The 25,529-nt window shown below is 64.8% G+C and carries 23 protein-coding genes and 2 tRNA genes; 16 read left to right on the top strand and 9 right to left on the bottom strand.

Translation table 11 applies throughout. The features are described 5' to 3' along the window. Positions 1–24: 24 nt before the first annotated feature. From E3T42_RS16765 to E3T42_RS11165, 6 genes are all read left to right on the top strand, one after another. Complete coding sequence (locus E3T42_RS16765) at positions 25–2,331, top strand: DUF6049 family protein (RefSeq protein WP_160141134.1); 2,307 nt, start codon at positions 25–27, stop codon at positions 2,329–2,331. Further along, positions 2,324–3,943: a lipid II flippase MurJ gene (gene murJ, locus E3T42_RS11185; RefSeq protein WP_338145008.1), complete on the top strand. Its 1,620-nt coding sequence runs from the start codon at positions 2,324–2,326 to the stop codon at positions 3,941–3,943. Before E3T42_RS16765 ends, murJ begins: the two co-directional genes overlap by 8 nt. Before the next feature lie 130 nt (positions 3,944–4,073). Further along, a complete protein-coding gene (trxB, locus tag E3T42_RS11180) occupies positions 4,074–5,048 on the top strand; it encodes a thioredoxin-disulfide reductase (protein ID WP_134403026.1) in 975 nt (324 codons plus the stop codon). An 11-nt stretch (positions 5,049–5,059) separates the two neighbouring features. Beyond that, on the top strand, positions 5,060–5,383 hold the full coding sequence (gene trxA, locus E3T42_RS11175; RefSeq protein WP_134365357.1) for a thioredoxin: 324 nt from the start codon (positions 5,060–5,062) through the stop codon (positions 5,381–5,383). Between the two features lie 121 nt (positions 5,384–5,504). Beyond that, positions 5,505–6,824 (top strand): PLP-dependent aminotransferase family protein, encoded by a 1,320-nt coding sequence (locus E3T42_RS11170; RefSeq protein WP_134403025.1) that lies wholly within the window; start codon positions 5,505–5,507, stop codon positions 6,822–6,824. Positions 6,825–6,865: 41 nt separating this feature from the next. Then, positions 6,866–7,822: an ATP-grasp domain-containing protein gene (locus tag E3T42_RS11165; protein WP_134403024.1), complete on the top strand. Its 957-nt coding sequence runs from the start codon at positions 6,866–6,868 to the stop codon at positions 7,820–7,822. A gap of 676 nt (positions 7,823–8,498) precedes the next feature. Here the strand turns inward: E3T42_RS11165 and E3T42_RS11160 are convergent. From E3T42_RS11160 to rpmH, 8 genes are all read right to left on the bottom strand, one after another. Next, positions 8,499–9,449: a ParB/RepB/Spo0J family partition protein gene (locus E3T42_RS11160; protein WP_134403023.1), complete on the bottom strand. Its 951-nt coding sequence runs from the start codon at positions 9,447–9,449 to the stop codon at positions 8,499–8,501. After that, a complete protein-coding gene (locus E3T42_RS11155; RefSeq protein WP_134365361.1) occupies positions 9,449–10,387 on the bottom strand; it encodes a ParA family protein in 939 nt (312 codons plus the stop codon). Before E3T42_RS11155 ends, E3T42_RS11160 begins: the two co-directional genes overlap by 1 nt. A gap of 98 nt (positions 10,388–10,485) precedes the next feature. Continuing rightward, a complete protein-coding gene (gene rsmG, locus E3T42_RS11150; protein ID WP_134365362.1) occupies positions 10,486–11,115 on the bottom strand; it encodes a 16S rRNA (guanine(527)-N(7))-methyltransferase RsmG in 630 nt (209 codons plus the stop codon). 14 nt (positions 11,116–11,129) lie between these two features. Beyond that, positions 11,130–11,645, bottom strand: a complete 516-nt coding sequence (locus E3T42_RS11145; protein ID WP_134365363.1) for a R3H domain-containing nucleic acid-binding protein — start codon at positions 11,643–11,645, stop codon at positions 11,130–11,132. Between the two features lie 12 nt (positions 11,646–11,657). Next, positions 11,658–12,629 carry a membrane protein insertase YidC gene (yidC, locus tag E3T42_RS11140; RefSeq protein WP_134365364.1) on the bottom strand — a complete coding sequence of 324 codons (972 nt, stop codon included), beginning with the start codon at positions 12,627–12,629 and terminating at the stop codon, positions 11,658–11,660. Between the two features lie 7 nt (positions 12,630–12,636). Next, positions 12,637–12,948, bottom strand: coding sequence for a membrane protein insertion efficiency factor YidD (yidD, locus tag E3T42_RS11135; protein WP_134403022.1), 312 nt, complete (start codon positions 12,946–12,948; stop codon positions 12,637–12,639). 6 nt (positions 12,949–12,954) lie between these two features. Beyond that, a complete protein-coding gene (gene rnpA / locus E3T42_RS11130; protein WP_134403021.1) occupies positions 12,955–13,338 on the bottom strand; it encodes a ribonuclease P protein component in 384 nt (127 codons plus the stop codon). 8 nt (positions 13,339–13,346) lie between these two features. Next, a complete protein-coding gene (rpmH, locus tag E3T42_RS11125) occupies positions 13,347–13,484 on the bottom strand; it encodes a 50S ribosomal protein L34 (protein WP_104100646.1) in 138 nt (45 codons plus the stop codon). A 398-nt stretch (positions 13,485–13,882) separates the two neighbouring features. Here rpmH and dnaA point away from each other — a divergent pair, with 398 nt between their 5' ends. The 10 genes from dnaA to E3T42_RS11075 all read left to right on the top strand — a co-directional run bounded on the left by dnaA (position 13,883) and on the right by E3T42_RS11075 (position 24,832). Further along, a complete protein-coding gene (dnaA, locus tag E3T42_RS11120; RefSeq protein WP_134365367.1) occupies positions 13,883–15,301 on the top strand; it encodes a chromosomal replication initiator protein DnaA in 1,419 nt (472 codons plus the stop codon). Positions 15,302–15,666: 365 nt separating this feature from the next. Further along, the gene (gene dnaN / locus E3T42_RS11115) at positions 15,667–16,815 is read left to right on the top strand and encodes a DNA polymerase III subunit beta (RefSeq protein WP_134365368.1); all 1,149 of its coding nucleotides are present in this window, start codon (positions 15,667–15,669) and stop codon (positions 16,813–16,815) included. Positions 16,816–16,886: 71 nt separating this feature from the next. Further along, positions 16,887–17,774: a phosphogluconate dehydrogenase (NAD(+)-dependent, decarboxylating) gene (gene gnd / locus E3T42_RS11110; RefSeq protein ID WP_134365369.1), complete on the top strand. Its 888-nt coding sequence runs from the start codon at positions 16,887–16,889 to the stop codon at positions 17,772–17,774. Between the two features lie 5 nt (positions 17,775–17,779). Beyond that, the gene (gene recF / locus E3T42_RS11105) at positions 17,780–18,970 is read left to right on the top strand and encodes a DNA replication/repair protein RecF (RefSeq protein ID WP_134365370.1); all 1,191 of its coding nucleotides are present in this window, start codon (positions 17,780–17,782) and stop codon (positions 18,968–18,970) included. Further along, positions 18,963–19,451: a DUF721 domain-containing protein gene (locus E3T42_RS11100; protein ID WP_134365371.1), complete on the top strand. Its 489-nt coding sequence runs from the start codon at positions 18,963–18,965 to the stop codon at positions 19,449–19,451. Before recF ends, E3T42_RS11100 begins: the two co-directional genes overlap by 8 nt. Before the next feature lie 121 nt (positions 19,452–19,572). After that, positions 19,573–21,549, top strand: a complete 1,977-nt coding sequence (gene gyrB, locus E3T42_RS11095; RefSeq protein WP_134365372.1) for a DNA topoisomerase (ATP-hydrolyzing) subunit B — start codon at positions 19,573–19,575, stop codon at positions 21,547–21,549. Between the two features lie 64 nt (positions 21,550–21,613). Then, positions 21,614–24,157, top strand: a complete 2,544-nt coding sequence (gyrA, locus tag E3T42_RS11090) for a DNA gyrase subunit A (protein ID WP_241976063.1) — start codon at positions 21,614–21,616, stop codon at positions 24,155–24,157. Beyond that, positions 24,150–24,557, top strand: a complete 408-nt coding sequence (locus E3T42_RS11085) for a DUF3566 domain-containing protein (RefSeq protein WP_134365374.1) — start codon at positions 24,150–24,152, stop codon at positions 24,555–24,557. The genes gyrA and E3T42_RS11085 overlap by 8 nt, the downstream gene beginning before the upstream one ends. A gap of 83 nt (positions 24,558–24,640) precedes the next feature. Further along, positions 24,641–24,714: transfer RNA gene (locus E3T42_RS11080), tRNA-Ile, on the top strand. A gap of 45 nt (positions 24,715–24,759) precedes the next feature. Next, positions 24,760–24,832 (top strand) — tRNA-Ala (locus E3T42_RS11075). A gap of 219 nt (positions 24,833–25,051) precedes the next feature. On the opposite strand, the gene E3T42_RS11070 is transcribed toward E3T42_RS11075, so the two are convergent. Further along, a partial coding sequence (locus E3T42_RS11070) for an HNH endonuclease signature motif containing protein (protein WP_134403020.1) occupies positions 25,052–25,529 on the bottom strand: 478 nt, incomplete at its 5' end.

The raw sequence follows: 25,529 nt of genomic DNA, 5'->3' as shown, positions 1-25,529 counted from the left end.
CCTGGCACGCCGTAGAATCCCCTTATGGTGGCCGACTCAGTTCCTGCGCGCCGGCCCGCTCACCCCGACGCCGTCCGCGGCCTCCGGCGGCGAGTGCGAGCCTCTGCCGGAGTCGTCCTGATCGGGCTGCTCGCCGGCGTGCTCCCGGTGGCTTCGGCCGCTCTCCTGCCCGCCTTTCCCGTGCTGGCCGGCCTCACGACTGGAGCGCACGCTGCCGGATCCCCTGCATCGCCGGCCGCCACCTCGGCCGATTCGGTGGCGATCTCCGTGACGCCGACGACGCTGGCACCGCTGAAAATGGGCCAGGACCTGGCCGTGACCGTGACGATCACGAATCCGACCGCCGATCCGATCGCTCCGGGCACCCTCGACGTCTATCTGGCCGAACGCGCCCTCATCACCCGCGGCGCCCTGGAGAAGTGGCTCCATCCCGAGAAATCGACGAGGCCGGGTGACCTGCTGATGAGCGAGGCTATGAAGGTCTCGATCCAGCCCGACAGCACCGAGGTCCTGACCCTGACCGTGCCCGCAGACTCCGTGGGTCTCACCACTGGCAATGCGTGGGGTGCCCGCGGAATCGCCGTCACCCTCTCCACGGAGGGAACAACGCGGGCGCAGGGCCGCGGCACGTTCGTCTGGTATTCCGATGAAGAGGTCACCCCGGTCAACCTTTCGGTGGTCATGCCGATCACCGTTCCGGAACAGTCGACGGGCCTGATCACCGCCAAGGCGCTGGAGAGCTTCACCGGCCCGACGGGCGTACTGACCCGACAGCTGGACGGCGTGATCGGCCGACCGGTCACGCTCGCCATCGACCCGATGATCATCGCCTCCATTCGCATCCTCGGCACGTCCGCGCCGCCCAGCGCAACCGCGTGGCTGAACCGGCTGGCACTGGCGAGAAACGATATATTCCCGTTGAGCTATGCGGATACCGACATTGCGCTGCAGGCCCAGGCGGGCGGCGACACCCTGCTGGCACCGACATCCTTCGACCAGGCCATCGACCCGACCCTGTTCACCCAGCCGCCGACGCCGGCCCAGACGACCCCGGCGGACCAGACGCCGCAGAATCAGGCACCGGCCACGGCACCGGCACAGACGCCACCGGCGTCCCCGGCCGACGGCACGCCGCCGACCACGGAAGAATTGCTGGCGTGGGAATATACCGCTACGGACATAGCGTGGCCGGCGGAGGGAGTGGTCGCGGACGCCGACCTGGGCACCTTCACCGCGAACGGCCTCACCACGACCATCCTGACCGGTTCCAACGTCTCCCATCAGGCCACCGACCTCACCCCGAACAGCGTTGTCGCACTGGGTGCCGGGCGGGGCGTGGGGCTCGTATCCGACGGTCCCGTCTCCGACTCGCTCCGGCGGGCCGCCCTGGCGACCACGGACGAAGCCTGGAGCGTCGCGATGGCCGAGGTCAGTTCGCAGCTCGCCGTCGTTTCGGCGGAACAGCCCGGCACGGCCCGCACGCTCGTGGCCACGTTCGGCCGGGGCTGGCCGCCCACCTCCGCCCGGCTCAGCCAAACCCTCGACGCTCTGACGGTCCTCCTCTGGCACTCGCCGGCCTCCCTGCAGGACGCCCGCAGCGCGGCGGCCGCGGATGACGTTACCTTCGACAGCCAGGCCGAGCCCGACGACCGCGTGAACCTGGCCCGCCGGCTCCTGGAGCGAGAAAGCGACGTAACCGCGTTCTCCTCCGCCCTGTCCGACCCCGGGGCCGTCACGGGCGGCCACCGCCTGGACCTGATGGCCCTGCTCGCCACGTCGTGGGCGTCGCACCGGGCCAGCTGGCTGGACGCGTCGACCACGAGCCTGCTGGCATCCTCCGATTTGCTCAGCTCGATCACGGTCTCCACCAAGGGCCCGATCAACGTGGTCGGCAGCAAGGTGGACATTCCGGTCACCCTGGACAACGCCCTCGACCAGGCGGTGACCGTGCGCGTGCAGGTCGTCCCCTCCAACGGCCGGCTCCTGGTCGAAGACGACGTCGAGTCAACGATCGAGGCCGAGTCGGCCCGCACCGTCACGATTCCCGTGACGGCCGCGGTCGGCAACGGTTCCGTGACCCTGCGCGTGACCCTGTTCACCCCCGCCGGAAGCATGATCGACCAGCCGCACCTCATCCCGATCAACGTGCGCGCCGACTGGGAGGGCCTCGGCTCGCTCCTGTTCGCCGCGCTCGTGGTGCTGTTCTTCGGCTTCGGGGTCTGGCGCAACATCGTGCGCCGCCGGCGCGAGCTGATCGAACCCGATGTCGAGGTCGACCCTGCGGCCATCCGCGGCGCCGCCTCCGAGCCCACGACGGAGCCCCGTGCCTAAAACCGACAGCATCGGCCGGGCCAGCGCGTTCCTCGCCTCCGGGACCATCGTCTCCCGCATCCTCGGCTTCGTGAAGCTGATCGTGCTCGCCGGGGTGATCGGCCAGGTCGGCCAGAGCACGAACGCGTTCGCCGTGGCGAACCAGTTGCCGAACACCGTCTACGTCATCGTCGCCGGCGGGGTGCTGACGGCCGTGCTGGTGCCGCAGATCGTGCGGGCCAGCCTGCACGCCGACGGCGGCACGGCCTACATCAACAAGCTCCTCACTCTGGCCCTGGCCATCCTCGCCGCCACGACCATCGCAGCCACCGCGCTCGCCCCCATGCTGACCGTGCTCTACGGGTCGAACATGAAGCCGGAATCGCTGGCCCTCGCCACGGCCTTCGCGTTCTGGTGCCTGCCGCAGATCTTCTTCTACGGCCTGTACACGGTCCTGGGCGAGGTTCTCAACGCCCGTAAGTCGTTCGGCCCGTTCACCTGGGTGCCCGTGCTCAACAATGTCGTGGCCATCGCGGGCCTGCTCGTCTTCTCGGCCCTCTATGGAGCCGACCCGAACGGCGCCCGGCTCGCCACCGGGTTCACGCCCGCGATGATCGCCGTCCTGGCCGGGACTGCCACGCTGGGCGTCGTGCTGCAGGCCGTCGTTTTGTTCTACTTCTGGCACCGCATCGGCCTACGCTTCCGCCCCGACTTCCGCTTCCGCGGCGTCGGTCTCGGCGTGGCCGGCCGGATGGCCAGCTGGACCTTCGGGATGCTGCTGCTGACCACCCTGGCCGGAATCGTCGAGACCCGGGTGGTCACGCTCGCCGGCGACACCGACGCGTCGGTCGCCGCGCTCAACACGGCCTGGCTCATCTTCATGCTCCCGCATTCGGTGATCACCGTGTCGGTCGCCACCGCCTACTTCACTCGGATGAGCGAGCACGCCTCGGTGGGGAAGCTGGCTCTGGTGAGAACGGATGCCTCCTCCGCCATCCGGGGGACCACCCTGATCATCATGCTCGCCTCTGCCGTCATCGCCGTCTGCGCCTACCCGTTCGCCCGCGTCTTCGTGGCCCCGTACGGCCAGGTGCTGAGCATCGGCAACGTGATCATCGCCTACGTGCTCGGCCTGGTGGCATTCTGCGTCCTGTTCGTCATCCAGCGCACGTTCTACGCCCTCGGCGACACCCGCACCCCGTTCTTCTTCACCCTGTTCCAGGTGACCCTGGTCATCATCGGCGTCCTCGCCTGCGCACTCCTGCCCAGCGCCTGGATCGCGGCCGGCGTCGCCCTTACGGTCACCGTGTCGGGCATCGCGCAGGCCGGGCTGGCCGCGTGGCTGCTGCGGGGACGGCTGGGCGGCATCGACGGTCGGCGCATTCTGCGCAGCCTCGCCACGTACTCCGTGGCCACCGTGCCCGCGATCCTGGCCGGGGTCGCTCTCCTGCAGGTACTCGGCGGCACCCGGGAAGCCGGATTCGCGCTGTCGGGGAAGATCCAGGCGGTCCTGGCCATGGGCGTCATCGGCCTGGGCATGTCGGCGGTCTACTTCGGCCTGCTGCTGCTCATGCGCAGCAGTGAGCTGCGCGGATTCCTCGACCCGGTGCTCGATCGCATCCGTCGCCGCTGACCGGTTCTCGGCCCGCGCGCCGGCGCCTGACCCGCACTCAGCCGGCTCGGAATATCATCGGATTAGGATGTGTTGTACCCGGCAGCGAGCAATCCAGATCGCTTCCCCCGCAACTTGAAGGAGTCTACGCGTGCGTCAGATCATCATCATCGGCTCTGGCCCGGCCGGATTCACCGCCGCGATCTATGCCGCACGCGCCAACCTCAAGCCGCTGCTGATCGCCAGTTCGGTCGAGGCCGGGGGTGAGCTGATGAACACGACCGAGGTCGAGAACTTCCCCGGTTTCCCGGAGGGCGTCCAGGGCCCCGAACTCATGGCCAAGATGCAGGAGCAGGCCGAGCGCTTCGGAACAGAGGTCGTCTACGACGATGTGACCGAACTCGAACTCACCGGCACCACCAAGACCGTGACCCTCGGCAGCGGCGAGAAGCATGAGGCTCTCGCCGTGATCTTCGCCACCGGTTCCGCGTACCGCAAGCTGGGCCTCGACGACGAAGAGCGCCTCTCCGGCCGCGGTGTGTCCTGGTGCGCCACCTGCGACGGCTTCTTCTTCAAGGAGAAGACCATCGCCGTCATCGGCGGCGGTGACTCCGCCATGGAAGAGGCCACCTTCCTCACCCGGTTCGCGAGCAAGGTCTACGTAGTGCACCGCAAGGACACCCTTCGGGCCTCCAAGATCATGCAGGAGCGCGCGTTCAGCAACCCCAAGATCGAATTCGTCTGGAATTCCGAAGTGGCCGGCATCACGGGCACGGATGCCGTCGACGGCCTGGTCCTGCGCAACACGATCTCCGGAGAGGAAAGCCCGCTCCCCGTCGGCGGCATCTTCGTCGCCATCGGCAACGACCCGCGCACCCACCTCGTGCACAACCAGCTCGACCTGACCCCTGAGGGCACCATCGCCGTCGCCGGCCGCACCTCGAAGACCAGCCAGACCGGCATCTTCGCGGCCGGGGACGTCATCGACCCGACCTATCGCCAGGCCGTTACGGCCGCCGCATCCGGCACCGTGGCCGCCCTCGACGCGGAACACTATCTTGCTTCCCTGCCCGCGGACCTGCTGGCCAGCGCCGGCGAGACCGTCCTCACCACGTCCACGAACTAAGGAGAAACCACATGTCTGCACGCGCCGTCACCGACGTCACCTTCGACCAGGAAGTCATCAACAACTCGAAGACCGTTCTGGTCGACTTCTGGGCGGAATGGTGCGGCCCGTGTCGCGCCGTCAGCCCGATCCTCGACCAGATCGCCAGCGAGAACGCTGACAAGCTCGACATCGTCAAGCTGAACGTCGACGACTTCCCCGCCCTGGCTGCCAAGTACCAGATCACCTCCATCCCCGCGATGAAGGTGTTCCAGAAGGGCGAGGTCGTCCAGACCGTCATCGGCGCCAAGCCCAAGGTCGCACTCGAGAAGGACCTGGCCGCGTACCTCGCGTAACAGCAACACTCTCGTCTCCCTGAGGCGCAATGCCCGCCCGGCTCACGCCGGGCGGGCATTTTTTGTGATTCCGCCCGGGCCATACCCCATACGATTGAAACCTCACCAGATCGGAAGTGACGTGCCAGGACAGCGCTCCCCCCAGACCGGTAACAATCTCGACCCGTGGTACCACCACTACGCCGATCGAGCCGCCGGGCTGCGCGCCTCCGAGGTCAGGGCGCTGTTCGCCGTGGCCTCCCGCCCCGAGGTCGTCTCGCTCGCCGGAGGCATGCCGTTCGTCGCCGCCCTGCCGCAGGAACTCGTGATCAACGCCATGGACAGCGTCATGCGACAGCAGGGTCCGGTTGCCCTGCAATATGGCTCTGGTCAGGGAGTTCCCGTGCTGAGAGAGCAGATCCTTGAGGTCATGGCGCTGGAAGGCATCCGTGCCCACGCCGACGACGTCGTCGTGACGACCGGTTCCCAGCACGCCCTGGAACTGGTCAGCAAGCTCTTCCTCGACCCGGGAGACGTCGTGCTGTCCGAGGGCCCCAGCTACGTCACCGCCATGGTCATCTTCAAGTCGTACCAGGCCGAGGTCGACCATGTGCCGATGGACGAGCACGGACTCATCCCCGAGGCCCTCCGCCAGCACATCGTGCGGCTGAAGGCGGCCGGCAAGACCATCAAGTTCCTCTATACGATCCCGAACTTCCACAATCCGGCCGGAGTGACCCTGAGCTGGGAACGCCGGGTGGAGATTCTCGAGATCGCCCGCCAGAACGACATCCTCGTGCTGGAGGACAACCCCTACGGGCTGCTGTACTTCGACCAGCCGGCACCGGATGCCATGCGCTCGCTCGAGCAGGAGGGCGTCGTCTATCTCGGCACGTTCTCCAAGACGCTCGCGCCCGGTTTCCGGGTGGGGTGGGCGCTGGCCCCGCACGCCATCCGGGAGAAGCTGGTGCTCGCCAACGAGGCCGCCGTGCTCTCGCCCAGCTCCTTCAGCCAGCTGGTCATCTCCGAGTACCTGGCCACGGCGGACTGGAAGGGCCAGATCAACACCTTCCGCGGGGTCTACCACGAACGCAAGAACGCCCTGCTGGGCGCTCTGGAGGAGTATCTGCCGGAGCTGACCTGGACCAACCCCAACGGCGGCTTCTACGTCTGGGTCACGCTGCCGGGAGGGCTCGACTCCAAGGCGATGCTGCCGCGCGCCGTCAAGGAACTCGTCGCCTACACGCCCGGAACCGCGTTCTTCGCCGACGGAGACGGACGCCAGAACATGCGTCTGTCGTTCTGCTATCCGACCCCGGAACATATCCGGATCGGCGTGCGCCGCCTCGCCACCGTGATCAGGGACGAGCTCGACCTGCTCGAGACCTTCGCCGGCACGGGCTCGCTGGACCCCTTGCGCGAGAGCGCTCGATTCGGCTCACCGCCGCCCGAGACCGCCTAATTCTTCGACTTTCCCAGCTAGAGCAAGGAAAATACCTGATCATGAGCGATTTTTTGCCACTTGATATTGTTGTTCTCGCCGGTGGGATCTCCCACGAACGGGATGTGTCACTGCGGTCAGGGCGCCGGGTTTCCGATGCCCTGACCAGTCTGGGACACACCGTCTCGGTGCTGGACCCCCAGGCCGGGATGCTCGCCGAACTCACCCGGCGGAACCCCGATGTCATCTGGCCCGTCGTGCACGGTGCCACCGGCGAGGACGGCGCGCTTCTGGCCCTCCTGGAAACCACCGGCATCCCTCACGTCGGCTCCCAGGGCGGCCCGGCCCGCCTCGCCTGGTCGAAGCCGATTGCGAAGGAGCTTGTCCGCCGGGCCGGGTTCGCCACTCCGGATTCCATCGCCCTCTCCACCGACACCTTCCGCGACCTCGGCGCGGCGAGCGTGCTCGAGCACCTCCTGACCGCACTGCCGATCCCGCTGGTAGTCAAGCCCTCAGAGGGCGGATCCGCCCAGGGCGTCACGATCGTCGAGTCCACAGCCGGCCTGCCGCGCGCCATGGTGGACGCGTACACCTACGCCACCGTGGCCCTGGTCGAAGAGCGGATCACCGGAACGGAACTCGCCGTCACCGTGATCGACCGCGGCCACGGTCCCATGGCCCTGCCGGCCGTGGAGATCGTGCCCATCGACGGCGTGTACTCCTTCGAGGCCCGCTACAACGCGGGGGAGACCCTGTTCTACACTCCCGCCCGGATCCACCAGGAAATCGCCGACCGCGCCGCCGAAACCGCGGTCGCGATCCACCAACTGCTCGGCCTGCGCCACATCTCGCGGATCGACCTGATCGTCGACCCGGACGGCGTGCTCTGGTTCCTGGAAGCGAATGTGCTCCCCGGCCTGACCGAGACGTCCCTCTCGCCGCTGAGTATCGAAGCGACCGGCGAATCGCTCGGCGCCGTCTACGAGGCCCTCGCCCGGGCGGCGATCGCCGGGTCCTGACCGCGGCGACGCCGCCGAGCTCAATCGGACCGCGCGGTCCGCTGCAGTGTTTCACGTGAAACATGAGTTGCCAACCGTCTGGTCACGCCCGCCAGCTGATTCGCCTCCATCTCGACCTCCTCTGGCCCTCCTAAAGACCGTTCTGTTATCCCAGGCCGTCCCTTAGCATGCCTCCTGGTGACGCGAAAATGGTCAGAAAGACACCCCGGGTCTGGCGACCCAGGGCTTCGCGAAGAATAGTGACGCACTGTTGGGTCCCGCTCCTTCGATCAACGGAGACGGACCTGGCGCGGAGAGGGGTTCACTACGGACCCGTGGCACGTCCAACACGCCCTGGTGGCCACCGCACCTCCCTGAACAAGGGACCGCTCAAGGACTACTCACTCTGATCACCGGCGCCCGCGCCGGGCCTGCTGCTGTCGGTGACGCTGTCGCTGATGTGACAGAGTCCCCACAGCTTCGCCACGGACGAGTCGGGCCGCGGCCATATGCAGAGCAACCGCGCCGGGGGTTTCACGTGAAACATTCCAGTCGGCCAGTTGCTCGCCCGTGGCCGAAGCGCCTCCGGCCAGGACACCGTGCACCTTGGACAACGGTGTACCCGCACCGAGATGGACACTCTCGTATTACCGTGCCAAATGTTTCACGTGAAACATGTTCCCGCCGGGGGGGTGGGCTAGCTGGTTCCGAAGCCGGGTTCCCCCAGAACACCGAGGATGCGGTTAAGGTCGCCAATTGTAGCGAAATCGACCGTGATCTGGCCTTTTCGAACACCGAGATGAATCTTTACCCGGGTGTCCAGGCGATCTCCGAGGTGTTCGGCGATTTCGTCCAGGTGTCCCTGCCGCCGCCCGGCGGCCGGCCTCACCGGTGCCAGCCGAGGCAGGGAGGTGGCAGCGGCCTCCGCGGCGCGAACGGAGAGGTCCTCGTTCACAATCTTGTCGGCCAGCTGGAGCATGCCCGCCAGGTCGCCGACGGAGAGGATCGCACGGGCGTGACCGGCCGTCAGGACCCCGGCCGCGACGCGCAGCTGCACGGGTTCGGGCAGTTTGAGCAGACGAATGGTGTTGGTGATCTGAGGGCGCGACCGGCCGATCTTCGACGCGAGTTCGTCCTGGGTGATGCCGAAATCCGCGAGCAGCTGCTGGTAGGCCGAGGCCTCTTCGAGCGGATTGAGCTGCGCCCGGTGCAGGTTCTCCAGCAGGGCGTCGCGCAGCATGTCGACATCCGCGGTCTCACGGATGACGGCGGGGATGGTAGCGAGGCCGGCCTCTTTGGTGGCGCGGAGGCGGCGTTCGCCCATGACCAGCTCGAACTTGCCCGGCATCTCAGCGATCGGGCGCACCACGATGGGTTGCAGCACACCGACTTCCTTGATGCTGTGTACGAGTTCGGCGAGGTCTGTCTCGTCGAAGACGCTGCGGGGCTGGTGCGCATTGGGCACAATGTCGCCCGGATCCAGGTGAGCGAGGCGCGCACCGGGGACCGGAACCAGCTCCACGTTCGCCACCGGCCGGAGTTCTTCCGAGTAGGGGAAGAACACGTCGACGGGACGGGCCTGCGTCGGGTCATCGTGGATGGGAATCAACGCGCCGATGCCACGTCCGAGGCCTGTTCTTTTCGCCATTACTGAACTTCTCCTGTTTTCGGGGCGCCCCGGCGGGCGATTTCTGCTGCTGCTTCGAGGTAGGAGAGCGATCCTGCTGAGTTGAGGTCGTAGCTGATGACACTCTGACCATAGCTGGGGGCCTCAGAAACGCGTACAGAACGCGGAATGAGGGTGCTGAGCACCTGTTCCGGGAAGTGATCGCGCACATCCTGCGCCACCTGGTTCGCTAGATTGGTGCGGCTGTCGTACATCGTCAGCAGAATCGTCGACACGGACAGGTCGGGGTTCAGGTGTTTCTCGATCAGCTCGATGTTCTTGAGCAGCTGGCTGAGACCCTCGAGTGCGTAGTACTCGCACTGGATCGGGATCAGGACCTCGCGGGCGGCGACGAATGCATTGATGGTGAGCAGGCCGAGCGACGGGGGACAGTCGATGAAGACGTAGTCGTAGGGGTCGGCCATCGACTTCAGGTGCCGCGCCAGCGCCCGGCTGAGCCTCTGCTCCCGCGCAACCAGGGAAACCAGCTCGATTTCGGCGCCGGCCAGGTGGATCGTGGCCGGGACGCAGTACAGGTTGCCGAATTCCGGACTGCTCTGAACGACCCCGGCCATCTCCACGTCATTGACGATCACGTCGTAGACACTCGGGGTGTCGGCGCGGTGTTCCACACCCAGAGCAGTCGAGGCGTTTCCCTGTGGGTCCAGGTCGATCACCAGCACACGTGCACCCTGCCGTGCCAACGCCGCGGCCAGGTTCACCGCCGTCGTCGTCTTGCCGACGCCGCCCTTTTGGTTGGAGATCGTGATGACCCGGGTGCTGTCCGGCTTCGGCAGACGTTCCGAAGCGATCAACTGCCGGCGCCGGGTCAGATCCGAGATCTCCCGGGCCAGGGGAGTGGTGTCGTCGTACCCTGCGGCGGTCTTGCTGACTTGCTGGGATTCGCCAGGATGTTTCACGTGAAACCTTTGCGTTCGACGATTGATGAGCCATCCGACGGGCGACCCGGTTGTGTCTCACCACTGAAAAACGCAGACAAGACGCAGACACCGGGGACCTAATCCACTGTAGCCCTTATGACCCTCGTCACGTCCTGCAGCACGCCCTCGCCGAGCGTGATTACCTCAACATTGCTGAGACGGTACTTGCGAACAGCCTTCGCGGCGGACTCCACCTCGGCGGTGGCGCCCGCACCCTTCATCAGGACCAGCTCACCACCGGACCGCAGCAAGGGGGCGGTCAGCGGGATCAGCGTGCGGAAGGCGCTCACCGCGCGGGCGGTCACCTGGTCCAGAGGGCGGGAGAGTCGCACCTCCTCTGCGCGGGCCCGAACGACGCTCGTGTTCGAAAGCCCGAGCGCGGCGACCTGGGAGTTCAGCCATGCCACCCGGCGCTCCATCGGTTCGATCAGAACGAAGGTCACGTCCGGTCGCGCGATCGCGAGAACCAGACCGGGCAGCCCGGCGCCGGACCCGACATCGCCGACCAGGCCCGGTCGAAGCAGGGGAGCGACAATGGCGCAGTTGAGGATGTGGCGGCTCCAGAGCCGCGGCAACTCGAGCGGCCCGATCAGGCCCAGCTCTTCGCCCTGAGCCGCCAGGTTCTCCACGAACGCTCGCGCCACCTCGATCCGGTCCCCGAACAGGACGGCCGCCGCGGCGGGCTCGACCTCAAGTGCGTCAGTCAATGTTTCACGTGAAACTAGGAAGCGGAGATGACCGTGTGGCGGTCCCGGCCCTCGCCGCTGGACTCGGACACATAGCCCGCCAGGGAGACCAGGTCGTGCACGAGCTTGCGTTCGTACGAGGACATGGGCGGCAGGGCGGCCTCGGAGGCACCGGCTTCGATGCGCTCCACCGCGCGGGCCACCAGAGACGCGAGTTCCGCCTGGCGGGCGTCGCGCGATCCACCGATGTCGAGGATCAACCGGGAGAAGGAACCGGTCTTGTTCTGCACGGCGAGCCGGGTCAGCTCCTGAAGAGCATTGACCGTGTCCGGCTTGGACAGCAACCGGAGGTTCGCCACGTCCGCGGAGTTGACGGACAGGTAGGCCCGACCGTTGCGCGCGTCGATGTCGATGTCCCCGTCGAGGTCGCAGATGTCGAGGAATTCCTCGATGTAGTCGGCGGCGATATCCCCCTCCTGCTCGAGCTGGTCGAGGCTGGGGGAGTCGTCTGCCGGGGCATCCGCGGCGATCACATCTGAGTTCTCAGTCACGTTCGTCTCTTCTTACTTCTTGGGGCCGGTTTGCTTCTTGGCACGATTCTTCGCAACCGGCTGCTGACGCTGGGGCTTCTTGGGTTCTTCAACCACGATGATCTCACCGTCGGGGGCGATCAGTTTGCCCTTGCGCGCGAGACGCTCCTCGCGGGCCTTGGCGGCCTCGCTGCCGGGCGTCGGCATGTTGCGGATGACCAGGAACTGCTGGATCATCGTCCAGATGTTGGACGTGAGCCAGTAGAACATCACGCCGAGGGGGAAGGCGACACCGGAGAAGGCGAAGACGAGGGGGAGCAGGTACAGCATGATGCGCTGCTGCTTGAACATGGGGCTCGCCTTGGTTTCCGGCGACATATTCTTCGAGACGATCTGAAGCTGGGTGATGAACTGTGACGCGGTCATCAGCACGACCATGGTGGCTGCAATGATCATGACCGTGGCGTTAAAGTCCTGACCAGACGTCATTTTGGTCCACTGGGAGGCGAACGAGTCGTGCAGTGGGGCGTTGCCGAAGAGGAGGGCGTTGCCGAAGCTCTTGGCGAGATCGCTGTTCAGTGGCCCGACGCCGGCCTGGCTCTTCTGGGCGTCGTTGAGCACCGAGAACAAGGCGAAGAAGATCGGCATCTGCAGCAGCAGCGGCAGGCAGGAGCTCAGCGGGTTCGTGCCCGTGCGCTTATACAGCTCCATGGTCTCGCGGGACATGGCCTCGCGGGAGAACTGGTCCTTCTTGCCCTTGTACTTGTCCTGGATCTTCTTGAGCTGCGGAGCAACCTCGAGCATCTTGCGCTGGCTCTTGATCTGCCGAACGAAGATCGGGATCAGGGCGGCCCGCACCACGATGACGAGGCCGACGATGGAGAGCACCCAGGTGATGCCGTCGTTGTAGCCCATCCCCATGTTGGAGAACAGCCAGTGGAAGGCGACGAGCAGAAGCTCGACGGCCCATTTCAGAGGCCAGAGAATCGTACCTAGGAGGTCCATCTTTGCGTCAGCCCTTTCCGTGGCTCGCTGCGATAACAAAACCAAACGGCGTCACGGTGTAGCGACGCTTCCGCTTGAGGGGAACGTCATCAATCCCGCCTTCGGCCCATGGATGACATCGGCCCAGCCGGAGCGCGGCTCGAGCTGAACCCACGATGAGTCCGTATTCCTGAACGGCGCCGAGTGCATACGCCGAACAGGAGGGGTAGTACCGGCAGACATCGCCGTAAAGCGGGGAGATCACGGCCCGATATGCCCGCAGGAGCAGAACCCCCGCGTTGCGGGGGAGGAGCAGCAGTGTTACCAGGACCCTGTTCACCGACGTTTACCGACTCTCTCGAATCGCGCTCGTCGGTTTGACCCTGGAACCGTTGTTGCGCTGGTATTTCTCCAGTGCCTCGGACAGTTCTGCGCGCAGGGTCGACCATTCGGCGTCGGTCGCGGAGGGCAGTGCGCGGATGACGACATCCGTTCCCGGGCGCACGGCCGTCAGCAACTCGAAACTCGCGGCTTTCAGGCGGCGCCGAACCCGGTTGCGCCTGACCGCGTCACCGACGTTCTTCGCCACGATGAACCCGAACCGCACGGGGACCCCATCGGGGTTCCTGCGCAGGTAGGTCACCAGGTGTGGGCCAACGACCCGCACACCCCGGCGAACGACTGCTTTGTAGTCGTCGCCGCTGGTGATGCGATTGGCCCCCGCGAGCACGAGAGTGCTTAAGCGGAAAGTTCGATGCGACCCTTGCGACGGCGAGCACCCAGAATTGCGCGGCCGGCACGGGTCTTCATGCGAAGGCGGAAGCCGTGCACCTTGGCGCGACGGCGGTTGTTCGGCTGAAACGTTCTCTTGCTCATGGTTTTGTCTCCACGTGTTAAATCTCCGTAGGCCAAACTGAGCGGCCGGGAAAGAGTGAGGTAGCCCTCGGGCTGGGGTCAACTGATTAAAACTACGGCTTCGACCGGTGCTGGTCAAACTCGCAGTCCCTGAACAGTTGGTTTTACACACATTCTCGCCCTTTTCCGTCATCGACACGCGCACGAACTGCGAACGAATTTGGCCTCACCGTCGGTGATTGGCTACCGTGAGACAAAGTTATCCACAGGTTTTCAACAAACCCTGAGAATTCGGCCTTATTTGCACACAGGCGGTGGATAACCTTGTGGATGCTTTGGCTGGATCACGCGTTCGGAGTCGGGCACAGCCCTCGATCTCTCTCGCCGTAGAAGGCAACAATTAGAGATACGGGGAAACCATGGCCACCGAAGAACAGCCGATCGAGGAGACCTGGCGGTCAGTACTGACCAGTCTGGAATCCGATGACACCATCACACCGATGCTGTACGGCTTTCTCAATCTGGTCGAACCCAAGGGAATCGCTGCCGGCACCTTCTACCTGGAGGTGCCCAACGAATTCACGGCGAGCATGCTGAACCAGCGTATGCGCGTTCCGCTGCTCACGGCGATGGGCCAGCTCGACGAGTCCACTGCGGTCTCGACCTTCTACGTCGTGGTGAATCCTGAATTGGAACAGGAATCGATCCGACCGGTCCACGAGTCCTCGTCCGCACCCGATGTGGAGACCCCGGCAGCCCCGCAATCGGTTTTCGAGAGCACATCGCCGGAGCGACCGCACGACACCCGGCTGAATTCGAAGTACAGCTTCGACAATTTCGTGATCGGCCAGTCCAACCGTTTCGCCCATGCCGCGGCCGTCGCCGTCGCCGAAGCGCCGGCTAAGGCATACAACCCGCTGTTCGTCTACGGTTCCTCCGGACTGGGCAAGACCCACCTGTTGCACGCCATCGGCCACTACGCGATGAGCCTGTACCCCGGCATCCGTGTTCGGTACGTGAGTTCCGAGGAATTCACGAACGACTTCATCAACTCGATCGCGAACAACCGCGGCTCCGCCTTCCAGTCCCGGTACCGCAACATCGACATCCTGATGATCGATGACATCCAGTTTCTGCAGGGCAAAGCGGAAACCCAGGAAGCCTTCTTCCACACCTTCAACACCCTGCACGACCACAACAAACAGGTCGTCATCACCAGCGATCTGCCGCCCAAGCACCTCACCGGTTTCGAGGACCGCATGCGCTCACGGTTCGAGTGGGGCCTGATCACGGATGTGCAGGCGCCCGACCTCGAGACCCGGATCGCCATCCTGCGCAAAAAGGCCCAGAGCGAGAAGCTGCAGGTCCCCCACGACATCCTGGAATTCATGGCCTCCAAGGTCTCGTCGAACATCCGCGAACTGGAAGGAACACTCATCCGGGTCACGGCATTCGCCAGCCTGAACCGCACCCCTGTCGACATGGACCTCGTGCAGACCGTGCTCAAAGACCTCATCACCCTCGACGAGGACAACGTCATCGCTCCGGTGGACATCATCACGAACACGGCCGACTACTTCAAGCTCTCGGTCGACGACCTCTACGGCTCCTCCCGCTCCCAGGCCATCGCCACGGCGCGCCAGATCGCGATGTACCTGTGCCGTGAGCTGACCAACCTCTCCCTGCCCAAGATCGGCCAGCTGTTCGGCAACCGCGACCACACCACGGTCATGTACGCCAACAAGAAGATCAGCGAACTGATGAAGGAACGACGCTCGATCTACAACCAGGTCACAGAGCTCACGAACCGCATCAAGCAGAACCACCGCTACAAATAAGTCCCTTTCGACCCAGTTTTCACACCTGTGGATAAACCTGTGGAAACACTTTGCACAACTGGGTTCAACCTGTAGAAACTCGGGTCATGCCTGTGCAAACTCGCTCGGGGCCTCCGAGGGCCCACCGCCGAGGAGCGATTAACGCTCACAGGCTGCTAACAAGTCACACGGTTGTAGTTCCCAGTCAGGGAACCGTATCCACAAAGTTATCCACAGTTTCCACACTGGTTAAGAATATTAACAATTAACTTCTATCTCTCTCGATCCAACAACCTTTAGTGCCACCGCCGGTGTCACGGGGTCCCAACAAAAACACGACTACCATTGAGGCCGTATCCAGGTCTAAACCGAACAGGAGCGACTTCGTGAGATTTCAGGCCAACCGGGACGTCTTCAGTGAAGCCGTCTCCTTCGCTGTCAAGCTTCTTCCCCAGCGCACCACGTTGCCCATTTTGAGCGGCGTGCTGATCGAAGCGACCGCAACCAGCCTCATCCTCTCCTCGTTCGACTATGAGGTTTCGGCGCAGACCGAGATCGCCGCTGATGTCGAAGAAGTGGGCAAGGTACTGGTCTCCGGCCGACTCCTCGCGGACATCGCCAGCCGGATGCCGAACGCTCCGGTGCACTTTTCCACCAACGAGTCCCGCATCACGGTCAGCTGCGGCAGCGCGAGTTTCACCCTGCTGTCCATGCCGGTTGAGGAATACCCGAGCATCCCGCAGGTCAGCGCGCAGTCCGGGCTCGTTCCGGCCGAAGAATTCTCCGCCGCTGTCGCCCAGGTCGCCGTTGCCGCTTCACGCGACGACGTGACGCCGGTCATCACCGGCGTGCAGCTGCAGATCACCGAGAACAGCCTCAGCCTCGTCGCCACCGACCGTTACCGGGTCGCGGTCCGGGAGATCGACTGGGACCCGGGCAGCACCACAAGCACGGACACCATCACGGCCCTCGTGCCGGCACGCACTCTTCAGGAGGTCGGTAAGACGTTCGGCCACAGCGGCACCATTTCGATCGCCATTACGAACACGGACGACCGGGAACTGATCGCATTCACGGCCGACAAAAAGACCGTCACGTCACTGCTGATCAAGGGGAACTACCCGCCCGTGCGCCGGCTGTTCCCCGAGAACGTCGACAACTACGCGGTCATGAACACGGCAGATCTGATCGAGGCCACCCGGCGCGTCCAGCTTGTGCTCGAGCGTGAGGCCGCCCTCCGCTTCACCTTCACCGCGGACGGTCTCACCCTCGAAGCGGTCGGATCCGAGCAGGCGCAGGCCTCCGAGACGATCGACGCGATCCTCTCCGGCACCGACACCGTCGTGTCGCTGAAGCCTCAGTTTCTCCTGGACGGCCTCGGCGCCGTGCACTCGGAATTCGTTCGCATCTCGTTCACGAAGACCGAGAACCCCAACAAGCCCGGCCCCGTGCTGATCACCAGCCAGACCTCACGCGAGCAGGCCGGCGCCGACAGCTATAAGTACCTGCTCCAGCCGAACCTGCTGCTGCGCTAGGCCGATCAGCCAGCTACCACCCAGCAGCACTAGAAAACCGGCAGTAAACCGGCAGCACTTAAAGGACAACAATGCACATTGGCATCATCGGTCTCGGCAAAATGGGCGCGAATATGCGCGACCGTCTCCGTGAGCGGGGTCACGAGGTCACGGGCTACGACCGGAACGCCCAGGTGTCGGATGTGGCCGATGTAGCCCAGCTGATCGAGGCACTTCCCGCCCCCCGTCTGGTCTGGGTGATGGTGCCCGCCGGGGCCGTGACGGATGCCGTGATCACCGAGCTGTCGGGAGTCCTGACGGCCGGGGACCTGGTCATCGACGGAGGTAATTCCCGCTTCACGGACGACTTCGTCCATGCTGAACTCCTGGCCGCCAAGGGAGTGCACTACATCGACGCCGGGGTCTCGGGCGGCGTGTGGGGACTGACGAACGGTTTCGGCCTGATGGTGGGCGGTTCGGCCGAGCAGGTCGAGCGGGCCATGCCCGTCTTCGACGCACTGCGCCCGGAAGGACCACGTGAAGAGAGCTTCGTGCACGCCGGCGAGGTCGGCGCCGGTCACTACGCCAAGATGGTGCACAACGGCATCGAATATGCCCTGATGCAGTCATACGCCGAGGGCTATGAACTGTTGGAGAAGCGCGACGATTTAATCAAGGACGTTCCGGGCATCTTCAAGGCCTGGCAGCGTGGAACGGTCGTGCGGTCCTGGCTGCTCGAGCTACTGGTGAAGGCCCTGGACGAGGATCCCGAACTGCGCGAAATCGAAGGTTTCGTCGAGGACTCCGGTGAAGGCCGTTGGACGATCGAAGAAGCCATCAACAATGCCGTTCCTGTCCCCACGATCAGCGCAGCCATCTTCGCGCGGTTCGTCTCCCGACAGGACGACTCGCCGGCCATGAAGGCGGTCGCGGCGCTGCGCAGCCAATTCGGTGGTCACGCCGTCAAAAAGGCCGACTGAGACGGGTGCGGGTAACTCACCTGTCCCTGACCGACTTCCGCAACTACGCGCAGGTCGAAGTGGCGTTCACGCCCGGGCCCAACCTCATTGTGGGCCGCAACGGCCAAGGCAAGACGAACCTGGTCGAAGCCCTCGGCTTTCTGAGTACCCTGAGCTCTCACCGGGTATCGAATACGGCGGCCATGATTCGCGCCGGCCAGGATGCCGGGATCATCCGGGCGAAGCTCGAGTACAACGGGCGCGACATCCTGACCGAGGTTCAGATCAACCGGTCCGGCCAGAACCGGGCCCAGGTCAACCGGTCCGTGATAAAGACCCGGGAGCTGACACGCTATTTCTCGAGCGTGCTGTTCGCCCCGGAAGACCTCGCGCTCGTGCGCGGAGACCCGTCCGGGCGCCGGCGCTTCCTCGATCAATTGCTGGTGCTGCGCAGTCCGCGGCTCACGGGCGTCCTGGCGGACTATGACCGGGTGCTGCGCCAACGCAACACCCTGTTGAAGTCGGCCAGGGCATCCGGACTGCGCACCACGCAGCTGGGGACGCTGGAAATCTGGGACGACCGCCTGGTGTCGCTCGGTTCCGAGATCATCGACGAACGCTCCGAACTCGTTCGCCTTCTCGGCGAACCACTGGGCACGGCGTACCAGGCCGTCGCCGGTGAGAATCACGGCCCCGCACTGGTGCCCCTGCTCAGCATCACCGGGGCGGACAGCGAAGACGAAGCGGCCGGCGAAGTAACCCCGCCGCCCTCGTCCGGCACCGGGCCAGACGGATCGATCGGCACGAACACCGCGGGCACGACGGCGGATGCTTTCCGGACGGCCCTGGCCGGGCTGCGCCGTAAGGAAATCGACCGGGGGATGACCCTGGTCGGGCCGCACCGCGACGACGTGATCTTCATGCTCAATGCCCTGCCGGCCAAGGGCTATGCCAGCCACGGTGAGTCCTGGTCATTCGCGCTCGCCCTCAAGCTCGCGTCGGCCGAGTTATTGCGGCGCGATTCTGCCACGGGCGACCCGGTGCTGATCCTCGACGACGTCTTCGCCGAACTGGACCTGTCCCGCCGCCGCCGGCTGGCGGCCGCCGTCACCGGTTTCGAGCAGGTTCTGATCACCGCCGCGGTGCTCGAGGATGTTCCCGAGGAGTTGACGGCACACACGATCCACATTCACGCCGGGGCGGTCGTCGATGGCTGAGCCGAGCGAGGCATCCAGGGTCTACCTGCGATTCAAAGACGTGTTCGGCGATCCCAACGCGAAACGGATCCGCGCACGGCGGAGACCCGGCCCCGAGATCGGCTCGAGTGTTCCCTTCGGCGCGGGTCGGGACCCCCGGGGACTGGGCGACACCATTAACTCCCTCACCCTGCAGCTGGGCTGGAATTCACCGCTGGCCCAATCCGAGCTGCTGGCCTCCTGGATCGAGTTGGCCGGCGAGGAAACGTCGAAACACTCCACTCCGGCCGGAATCGACGAGGGTGTGCTGACGGTGCAGTGCGAGTCGACCGCGTGGGCGACGCAGCTGCGCATGATGCGGGTCGAAATCATGACTCAGATCGCGGTCCGTTACCCGGATGCCGGCATCGAGTCAATCCGTTTTCAGGGGCCCAACGCCCCCTCCTGGAAAAAGGGTCCCAGATCAATTCCAGGGCGCGGTCCGCGCGATACCTACGGCTAAGTAGCCAAAACAGGTCAACCCCGCGAATAAAACCTCTCAGATGCCCGTTTGTGGCCCGTACGCTTGGCCCGTTTGGTAAGCTAAAGGGTCGCCCGCGCGACGGTCAGGAGCCCAATTTCAGATGTCAGTTGAACCACAGATCGAGCCGGAGCACGGATATGGTGCCGACGATATCCAGGTTCTCGAGGGACTTGAAGCCGTTCGCAAACGACCCGGAATGTATATCGGTTCCACCGGTCCGCGCGGTCTGCACCACCTGGTCTATGAGATCGTGGACAACTCCGTCGACGAGGCCCTCGCCGGCCACTGCGACACCATCGACATCAGAATCCTGTCGGATGGCGCCGTTCGCGTCGCCGATAACGGCCGTGGCATCCCGGTCGACATCCACAAGGCGGAGGGCCGTTCCACCGTCGAGGTCGTCCTGACCGTTCTGCACGCCGGCGGCAAGTTCGGCGGCGGCGGCTACGCGGTATCCGGTGGTCTGCACGGCGTCGGCAGTTCCGTGGTCAACGCTCTGTCGTCCCGCCTCGAGGTCGAGGTGCGCCGACAGGGACACGTCTGGCGACAGAGCTTCGCCGATGGCGTGCCCAACGCCCCGCTCACGATGGACGAACCTTCCGACGAGACCGGCACGACCATCACCTTCTGGCCGAGCGCGGAAACCTTCGAGACCATCGAATTCGACTTCGAGACCCTGCGCGCGCGCTTCCAGCAGATGGGATTCCTCAACAAGGGCCTCAGCCTGACGCTCACGGACGAGCGGCCGGAGCACCTCGACGACGAGGGCAAGCCGGTCAGCCGCACGTTCCTCTACGAAAAGGGCCTCGTCGACTACGTCGAGTACCTGAACCGGGCCAAGAAGGCCGACCTCGTCAACGACGAGATCATCTCCTTCGAGTGGGAAGACCATGAGCGGAAAATGGCGCTCGAGGTGGCCATGCAGTGGACCACCGCGTACACCGAAAGCGTGCACACCTACGCGAACACGATCAACACCCACGAGGGTGGCACGCACGAAGAAGGTTTCCGAGCCGCGCTGACCACGCTCGTCAACAAGTACGCTCGGGAAAAGGGCATCCTGAAGGAAAAGGATGACAACCTCACCGGCGACGACGTGCGCGAGGGTCTGACTGCCGTCGTGTCGATCAAGCTGGCCGAGCCGCAGTTCGAGGGCCAGACAAAGACCAAGCTGGGCAACACCGAGGCGAAGTCCTTCGTGCAGAAGGTCGCCAACGACCAGCTGTCCGACTGGTTCAACCGCAACCCGAACCCGGCGCGGGAGATCATCCGCAAGGCGCTTCAGGCGTCCAACGCGCGCATGGCCGCCCGCAAGGCGCGCGAGACCGCCCGGCGCAAGGGCCTCCTCGAGGGCGGTGGCATGCCCGGCAAGCTCAAGGATTGCCAGAGCAAGGATCCGTCCCTCTCCGAGATCTTCATTGTCGAGGGTGACTCGGCCGGCGGGTCCGCCGTGCAGGGCCGTAACCCCGAATTCCAGGCCATCCTGCCGCTTCGCGGCAAGATTCTGAACGTGGAGAAGGCGCGACTCGACCGTGCCCTCGGCAACGCCGAGGTTCAGGCCATGATCACCGCGTTCGGCGCGGGCATGGGCGAAGAGTTCAACCCGGACAAGGTGCGGTACCACAAGATCGTTTTGATGGCCGACGCCGACGTCGACGGCCAGCACATCACGACCCTGCTGCTCACATTGCTGTTCCGGTATATGCGTCCCCTGATCGATCTGGGGTACGTCTATCTGGCCCAGCCGCCGCTCTACCGCCTGAAGTGGGCGAACTCGGCGCACGAGTACGTCTACTCGGACCGGGAACGCGACGCGCTGCTGGCCGATGGCGCCGCGGCCGGCAAGCGCATCCCGAAAGACAACGGCATTCAGCGCTACAAGGGCCTCGGCGAGATGGATTACAAGGAACTGTGGGAGACCACCATGGCTCCCGAGTCTCGCACGCTGTTGCAGGTCACCCTCGACGACGCTGCCGCCGCCGATGAAATCTTCTCCACCCTGATGGGCGAGGACGTCGAGTCCCGCCGTAACTTCATCCAGAAAAACGCGAAGGACGTGCGTTTCCTTGACATCTGACGACATTAACACCGGCGACACCAACACCCCGGGCGAGGGCAGCACCGAGGTCGATGCCGCGTCGCTGGCAGCAGACACCGCCGCCAAGGCCGCGCACCTCGTGCAGCACGGCAAGATCGACCAGGTCGATCTGCAGCTGGAAATGCAGCGCTCCTACCTCGACTACGCGATGAGCGTCATCGTCGGGCGCGCGCTGCCCGACGTGCGCGACGGCATGAAGCCCGTGCACCGCCGCGTCATCTACGCCATGTTCGACGGCGGCTACCGCCCGGACAAGGCCTTCTCGAAGTGCGCCCGCGTCGTCGGCGACGTGATGGGCCAGTTTCACCCGCACGGCGACTCCTCGATCTACGACGCGCTCGTGCGCCTCGTGCAGCCGTGGAGCCTGCGCTACCCGCTGGCCCTCGGCCAGGGCAATTTCGGTTCTCCCGGCAACGACGGCGCCGCAGCCCCGCGGTACACCGAAACCAAGATGGCTCCGCTCGCGCTCGAGATGGTGCGCGACATCGACGAGGACACCGTCGACTTCCAGGACAACTACGACGGCCGCACCCTCGAGCCCACCGTGCTGCCCTCGCGGTTCCCGAACCTGCTGGTGAACGGCTCGGTCGGTATCGCCGTGGGAATGGCCACCAACATCCCGCCGCACAACCTGCGCGAGGTGGCGGCCGGTGCCCTGTGGTACCTGGAGAACCCCGAGGCGACCCGGGACGAGCTGCTCGAAGCGCTGATCCAGCGCATCAAGGGCCCTGACTTCCCCACCGGCGCCCAGATCCTCGGAATCAAGGGCATCCAGGATGCCTACCGTACCGGCCGCGGATCCATCACGATGCGCGCCGTCGTCAGCATCGAGGAGCTCCAGGGCCGCACCTGCCTCGTGATCACGGAACTGCCGTACCAGGTCAACCCCGACAACCTCGCGATCAAGATCGCCGATCTGGTCAAGGACGCCAAGATCGGCGGCATCGCCGACATCCGGGACGAGACCTCCGGCCGGACCGGCCAGCGCCTCGTGATCGTTCTCAAGCGAGATGCCGTCGCCAAGGTCGTGCTGAACAACCTCTACAAGCACACCCAGCTGCAGGAGAACTTCGGCGCGAACATGCTCGCGATCGTCGACGGGGTGCCGCGCACCCTGTCCCTGGACGGTTTCATCGCCGCCTGGGTCGCTCACCAGGTCGAAGTGATCGTTCGGCGCACCCAGTTCCGCCTGAACAAGGCCGAAGCGGATGCGCACATCCTGCGCGGGTATCTCAAGGCCCTCGACGCCCTCGACGAGGTGATCGCGCTCATCCGTCGTTCTGCCACGGTCGACGACGCCCGCACCGGCCTGATGGAACTGCTCGACGTGGACAAGCTCCAGGCCGACGCCATCCTGACCATGCAGCTGCGCCGCCTGGCCGCGCTCGAACGCCAGAAGATCATCGACCAGGCCGCCGAGCTGGAACTGCTGATCGTGGAGTTCAAGTCGATCCTTGCCAGCCCGGAGCGCCAGCGCACGATCATCAGTGAGGAACTCACCGAGATCACCGACAAGTTCGGCGACGACCGGCGCACGGAGATCATGTTCGGGTTCGACGGCGACATGTCGATCGAAGATCTCATTCCCGAAGAGGAAATGGTGGTCACGGTCACCCGCGGCGGCTACATCAAGCGAACCCGCAGCGACAACTACCGCAACCAGCACCGCGGCGGCAAGGGCGTCAAGGGCGCCCAGCTGCGCGCCGATGACGTGGTGGAGCACTTCTTCGTCACGACGACGCACCACTGGCTCCTGTTCTTCACGAACACCGGGCGGGTCTACCGCGCCAAGGCTTACGAGGCCCAAGAATCCGGCCGTGACGCCAAGGGTCAGCACGTCGCCAACCTGCTCGCACTGCAGCCGGGCGAGCAGATCGCGCAGATTCTGGACATCCGTGACTACGGAGTGGCCCAGTATCTGACCCTGGCCACGCGAGACGGGCTGATCAAGAAGACCGCCCTCAGCGAGTACGACACCAACCGCACCGGCGGCATCATCGCGATCAAGCTGCGCGAAGGTGACGAACTCGTCTCCGCCCTGCTGGTCGAGGACGACTCCGACCTGCTGCTCGTGTCCCGCAAGGGCATGTCCATCCGGTTCACGGCGTCCGATGAGGCGTTGCGGCCGATGGGACGCAGCACCTCCGGCGTGATCGGCATGCACTTCCGCGGCGCCGACAGCCTGCTGGACGCATCCGTGGTCTCTGACGACGGGTATGTCTTCGTGGTGACCGAGGGCGGGTACGCCAAGCGCACCGCCGCAGACCAGTACCGCCTGCAGAACCGCGGCGGCCTGGGCATCAAGGTGGCCAAGCTCAATGACGACCGCGGTGACCTGGTCGGCTCCCTCATCGTCGAGGAGGAGGACGAGGTCCTGGTGGTACTTGCCAGCGGCAAGGTGGTACGCTCTGACGTCTCCGAGGTCCCGGCCAAGGGACGGGATACGATGGGCGTGGTCTTCGCCAAGTTTGCGGATGAAGACAGAATCATCGCCATTGCGAAGAACACTGAGCGTAATCTGGTCGCCGAAATCACCGCGGGCGACCCGGAGAGCGTCTTAGGAGAGGAAGAGCCCGTAAATGAGTAGTGTCGCCGAAAAGCTCGCCAAGAAGTCCGGACGCAAGCCGGCCACGACCAAGCAGGTCCGGCTCAAGCTCGTCTACGTCGACTTCTGGTCCGCGGTCAAGCTGTCGTTTCTGGTCGCGCTGTGCCTCGGCATCGTCACCATTGTCGCCACGTTCCTGATTTTCACCGTTCTGAACGGCACTGGAATCTTTGACAAGATCGACGCCCTGTACACGGACATCGCAGGTTCCTCCTCGGACCTGGCGAGCATCCTCTCGATCGGGAACGTCATGGGGTTCGCCTTCGTGGTGGCCATCCTGAACACCGTCGTCATCACCGCATTGGGAGCCGTGTACGCGGTTCTGTACAACCTGAGCGTGAAAATCACCGGCGGTTTGCTCGTCGGTTTCACGAACAACTAGTCTCGGGTCATCCCGATCGGGCCGATTTCCGGCTCGATTGGGATTTACCCGCCGCATCGGGTAGTCTCAAATCTGCCCAAGAGGGGGATATAGCTCAGTTGGTTAGAGCGCTTCGCTGATAACGAAGAGGTCCCAGGTTCAAATCCCGGTATCCCCACGTAGCACTGCACACATGCTTCAATTCCACTCCCCGTGATCATGCGGGGCCATAGCTCAATTGGTAGAGCGCCTGCTTTGCAAGCAGGAGGTCCGGGGTTCGATTCCCCGTGGCTCCACAGTAGAAACGCCCGGCCCCGCTTGCGGGGCCGGGCGTTCTTCATTCTGCGGCCCACTGCTGATGAACACGGTCGGGTAGGAGTCACAGCAGGCCTCACAAGCCTCAGCAGCCTCACCAGCCTCACCAGCCTCAGCAGCCTCAGCAGCCCCGCAATGGCCTCCTGGTCACTCCCGGCGCCTTCCGCGCACGCTCACGAGCCTGACGCGACTGTTGGCGGCTAGTCGGTTGAAACCGTGGCCTGGGGGTGGGCGCGGGTCCTGGCCCGGTTGCCGCGGCCGGCACCGCTGGCCCGGTGGGCGCGGTGGTCCTGGCCCGGTACCCAGGTGCGGGCCGGGTCGTGGCAGACCGGGGCCATGACCTCGGGTTTGCCCCGCACCATGCGGATCAGCCACCCCGAGGTCTCGATGCTGTGATGGTGGAACCAGCAGAGCAGCACCCCGTTGTTGATGTCGGTGGGGCCGTGGTTGGCCCAGGGGATGATGTGGTGCACCTCGGCCCAGGCTGCGTTGACCTGGCAGCCCGGGATGATGCAGCCGCCGTCACGGGCGGCGATCGCGCGGCGTTGGGCCTGGCTGAAGAATCTTTCCTTGCCGCCGAGGTAGAGGACCTCCCCGTTCACTCCGAAGACGATCTTGCGGTACCCGCCGGCGCAGATGAGCTGATTCACGGTGCGCATCGACACGGGGGCTTCGACC

This window comes from Cryobacterium sp. TMT4-10 (assembly GCF_004403275.1).
Taxonomy (GTDB): Bacteria; Actinomycetota; Actinomycetes; order Actinomycetales; family Microbacteriaceae; genus Cryobacterium; species Cryobacterium shii.
The sequence above is the reverse complement of the archived record's forward strand: the minus strand, read 5'-3'. Positions and strand labels throughout refer to the sequence as shown.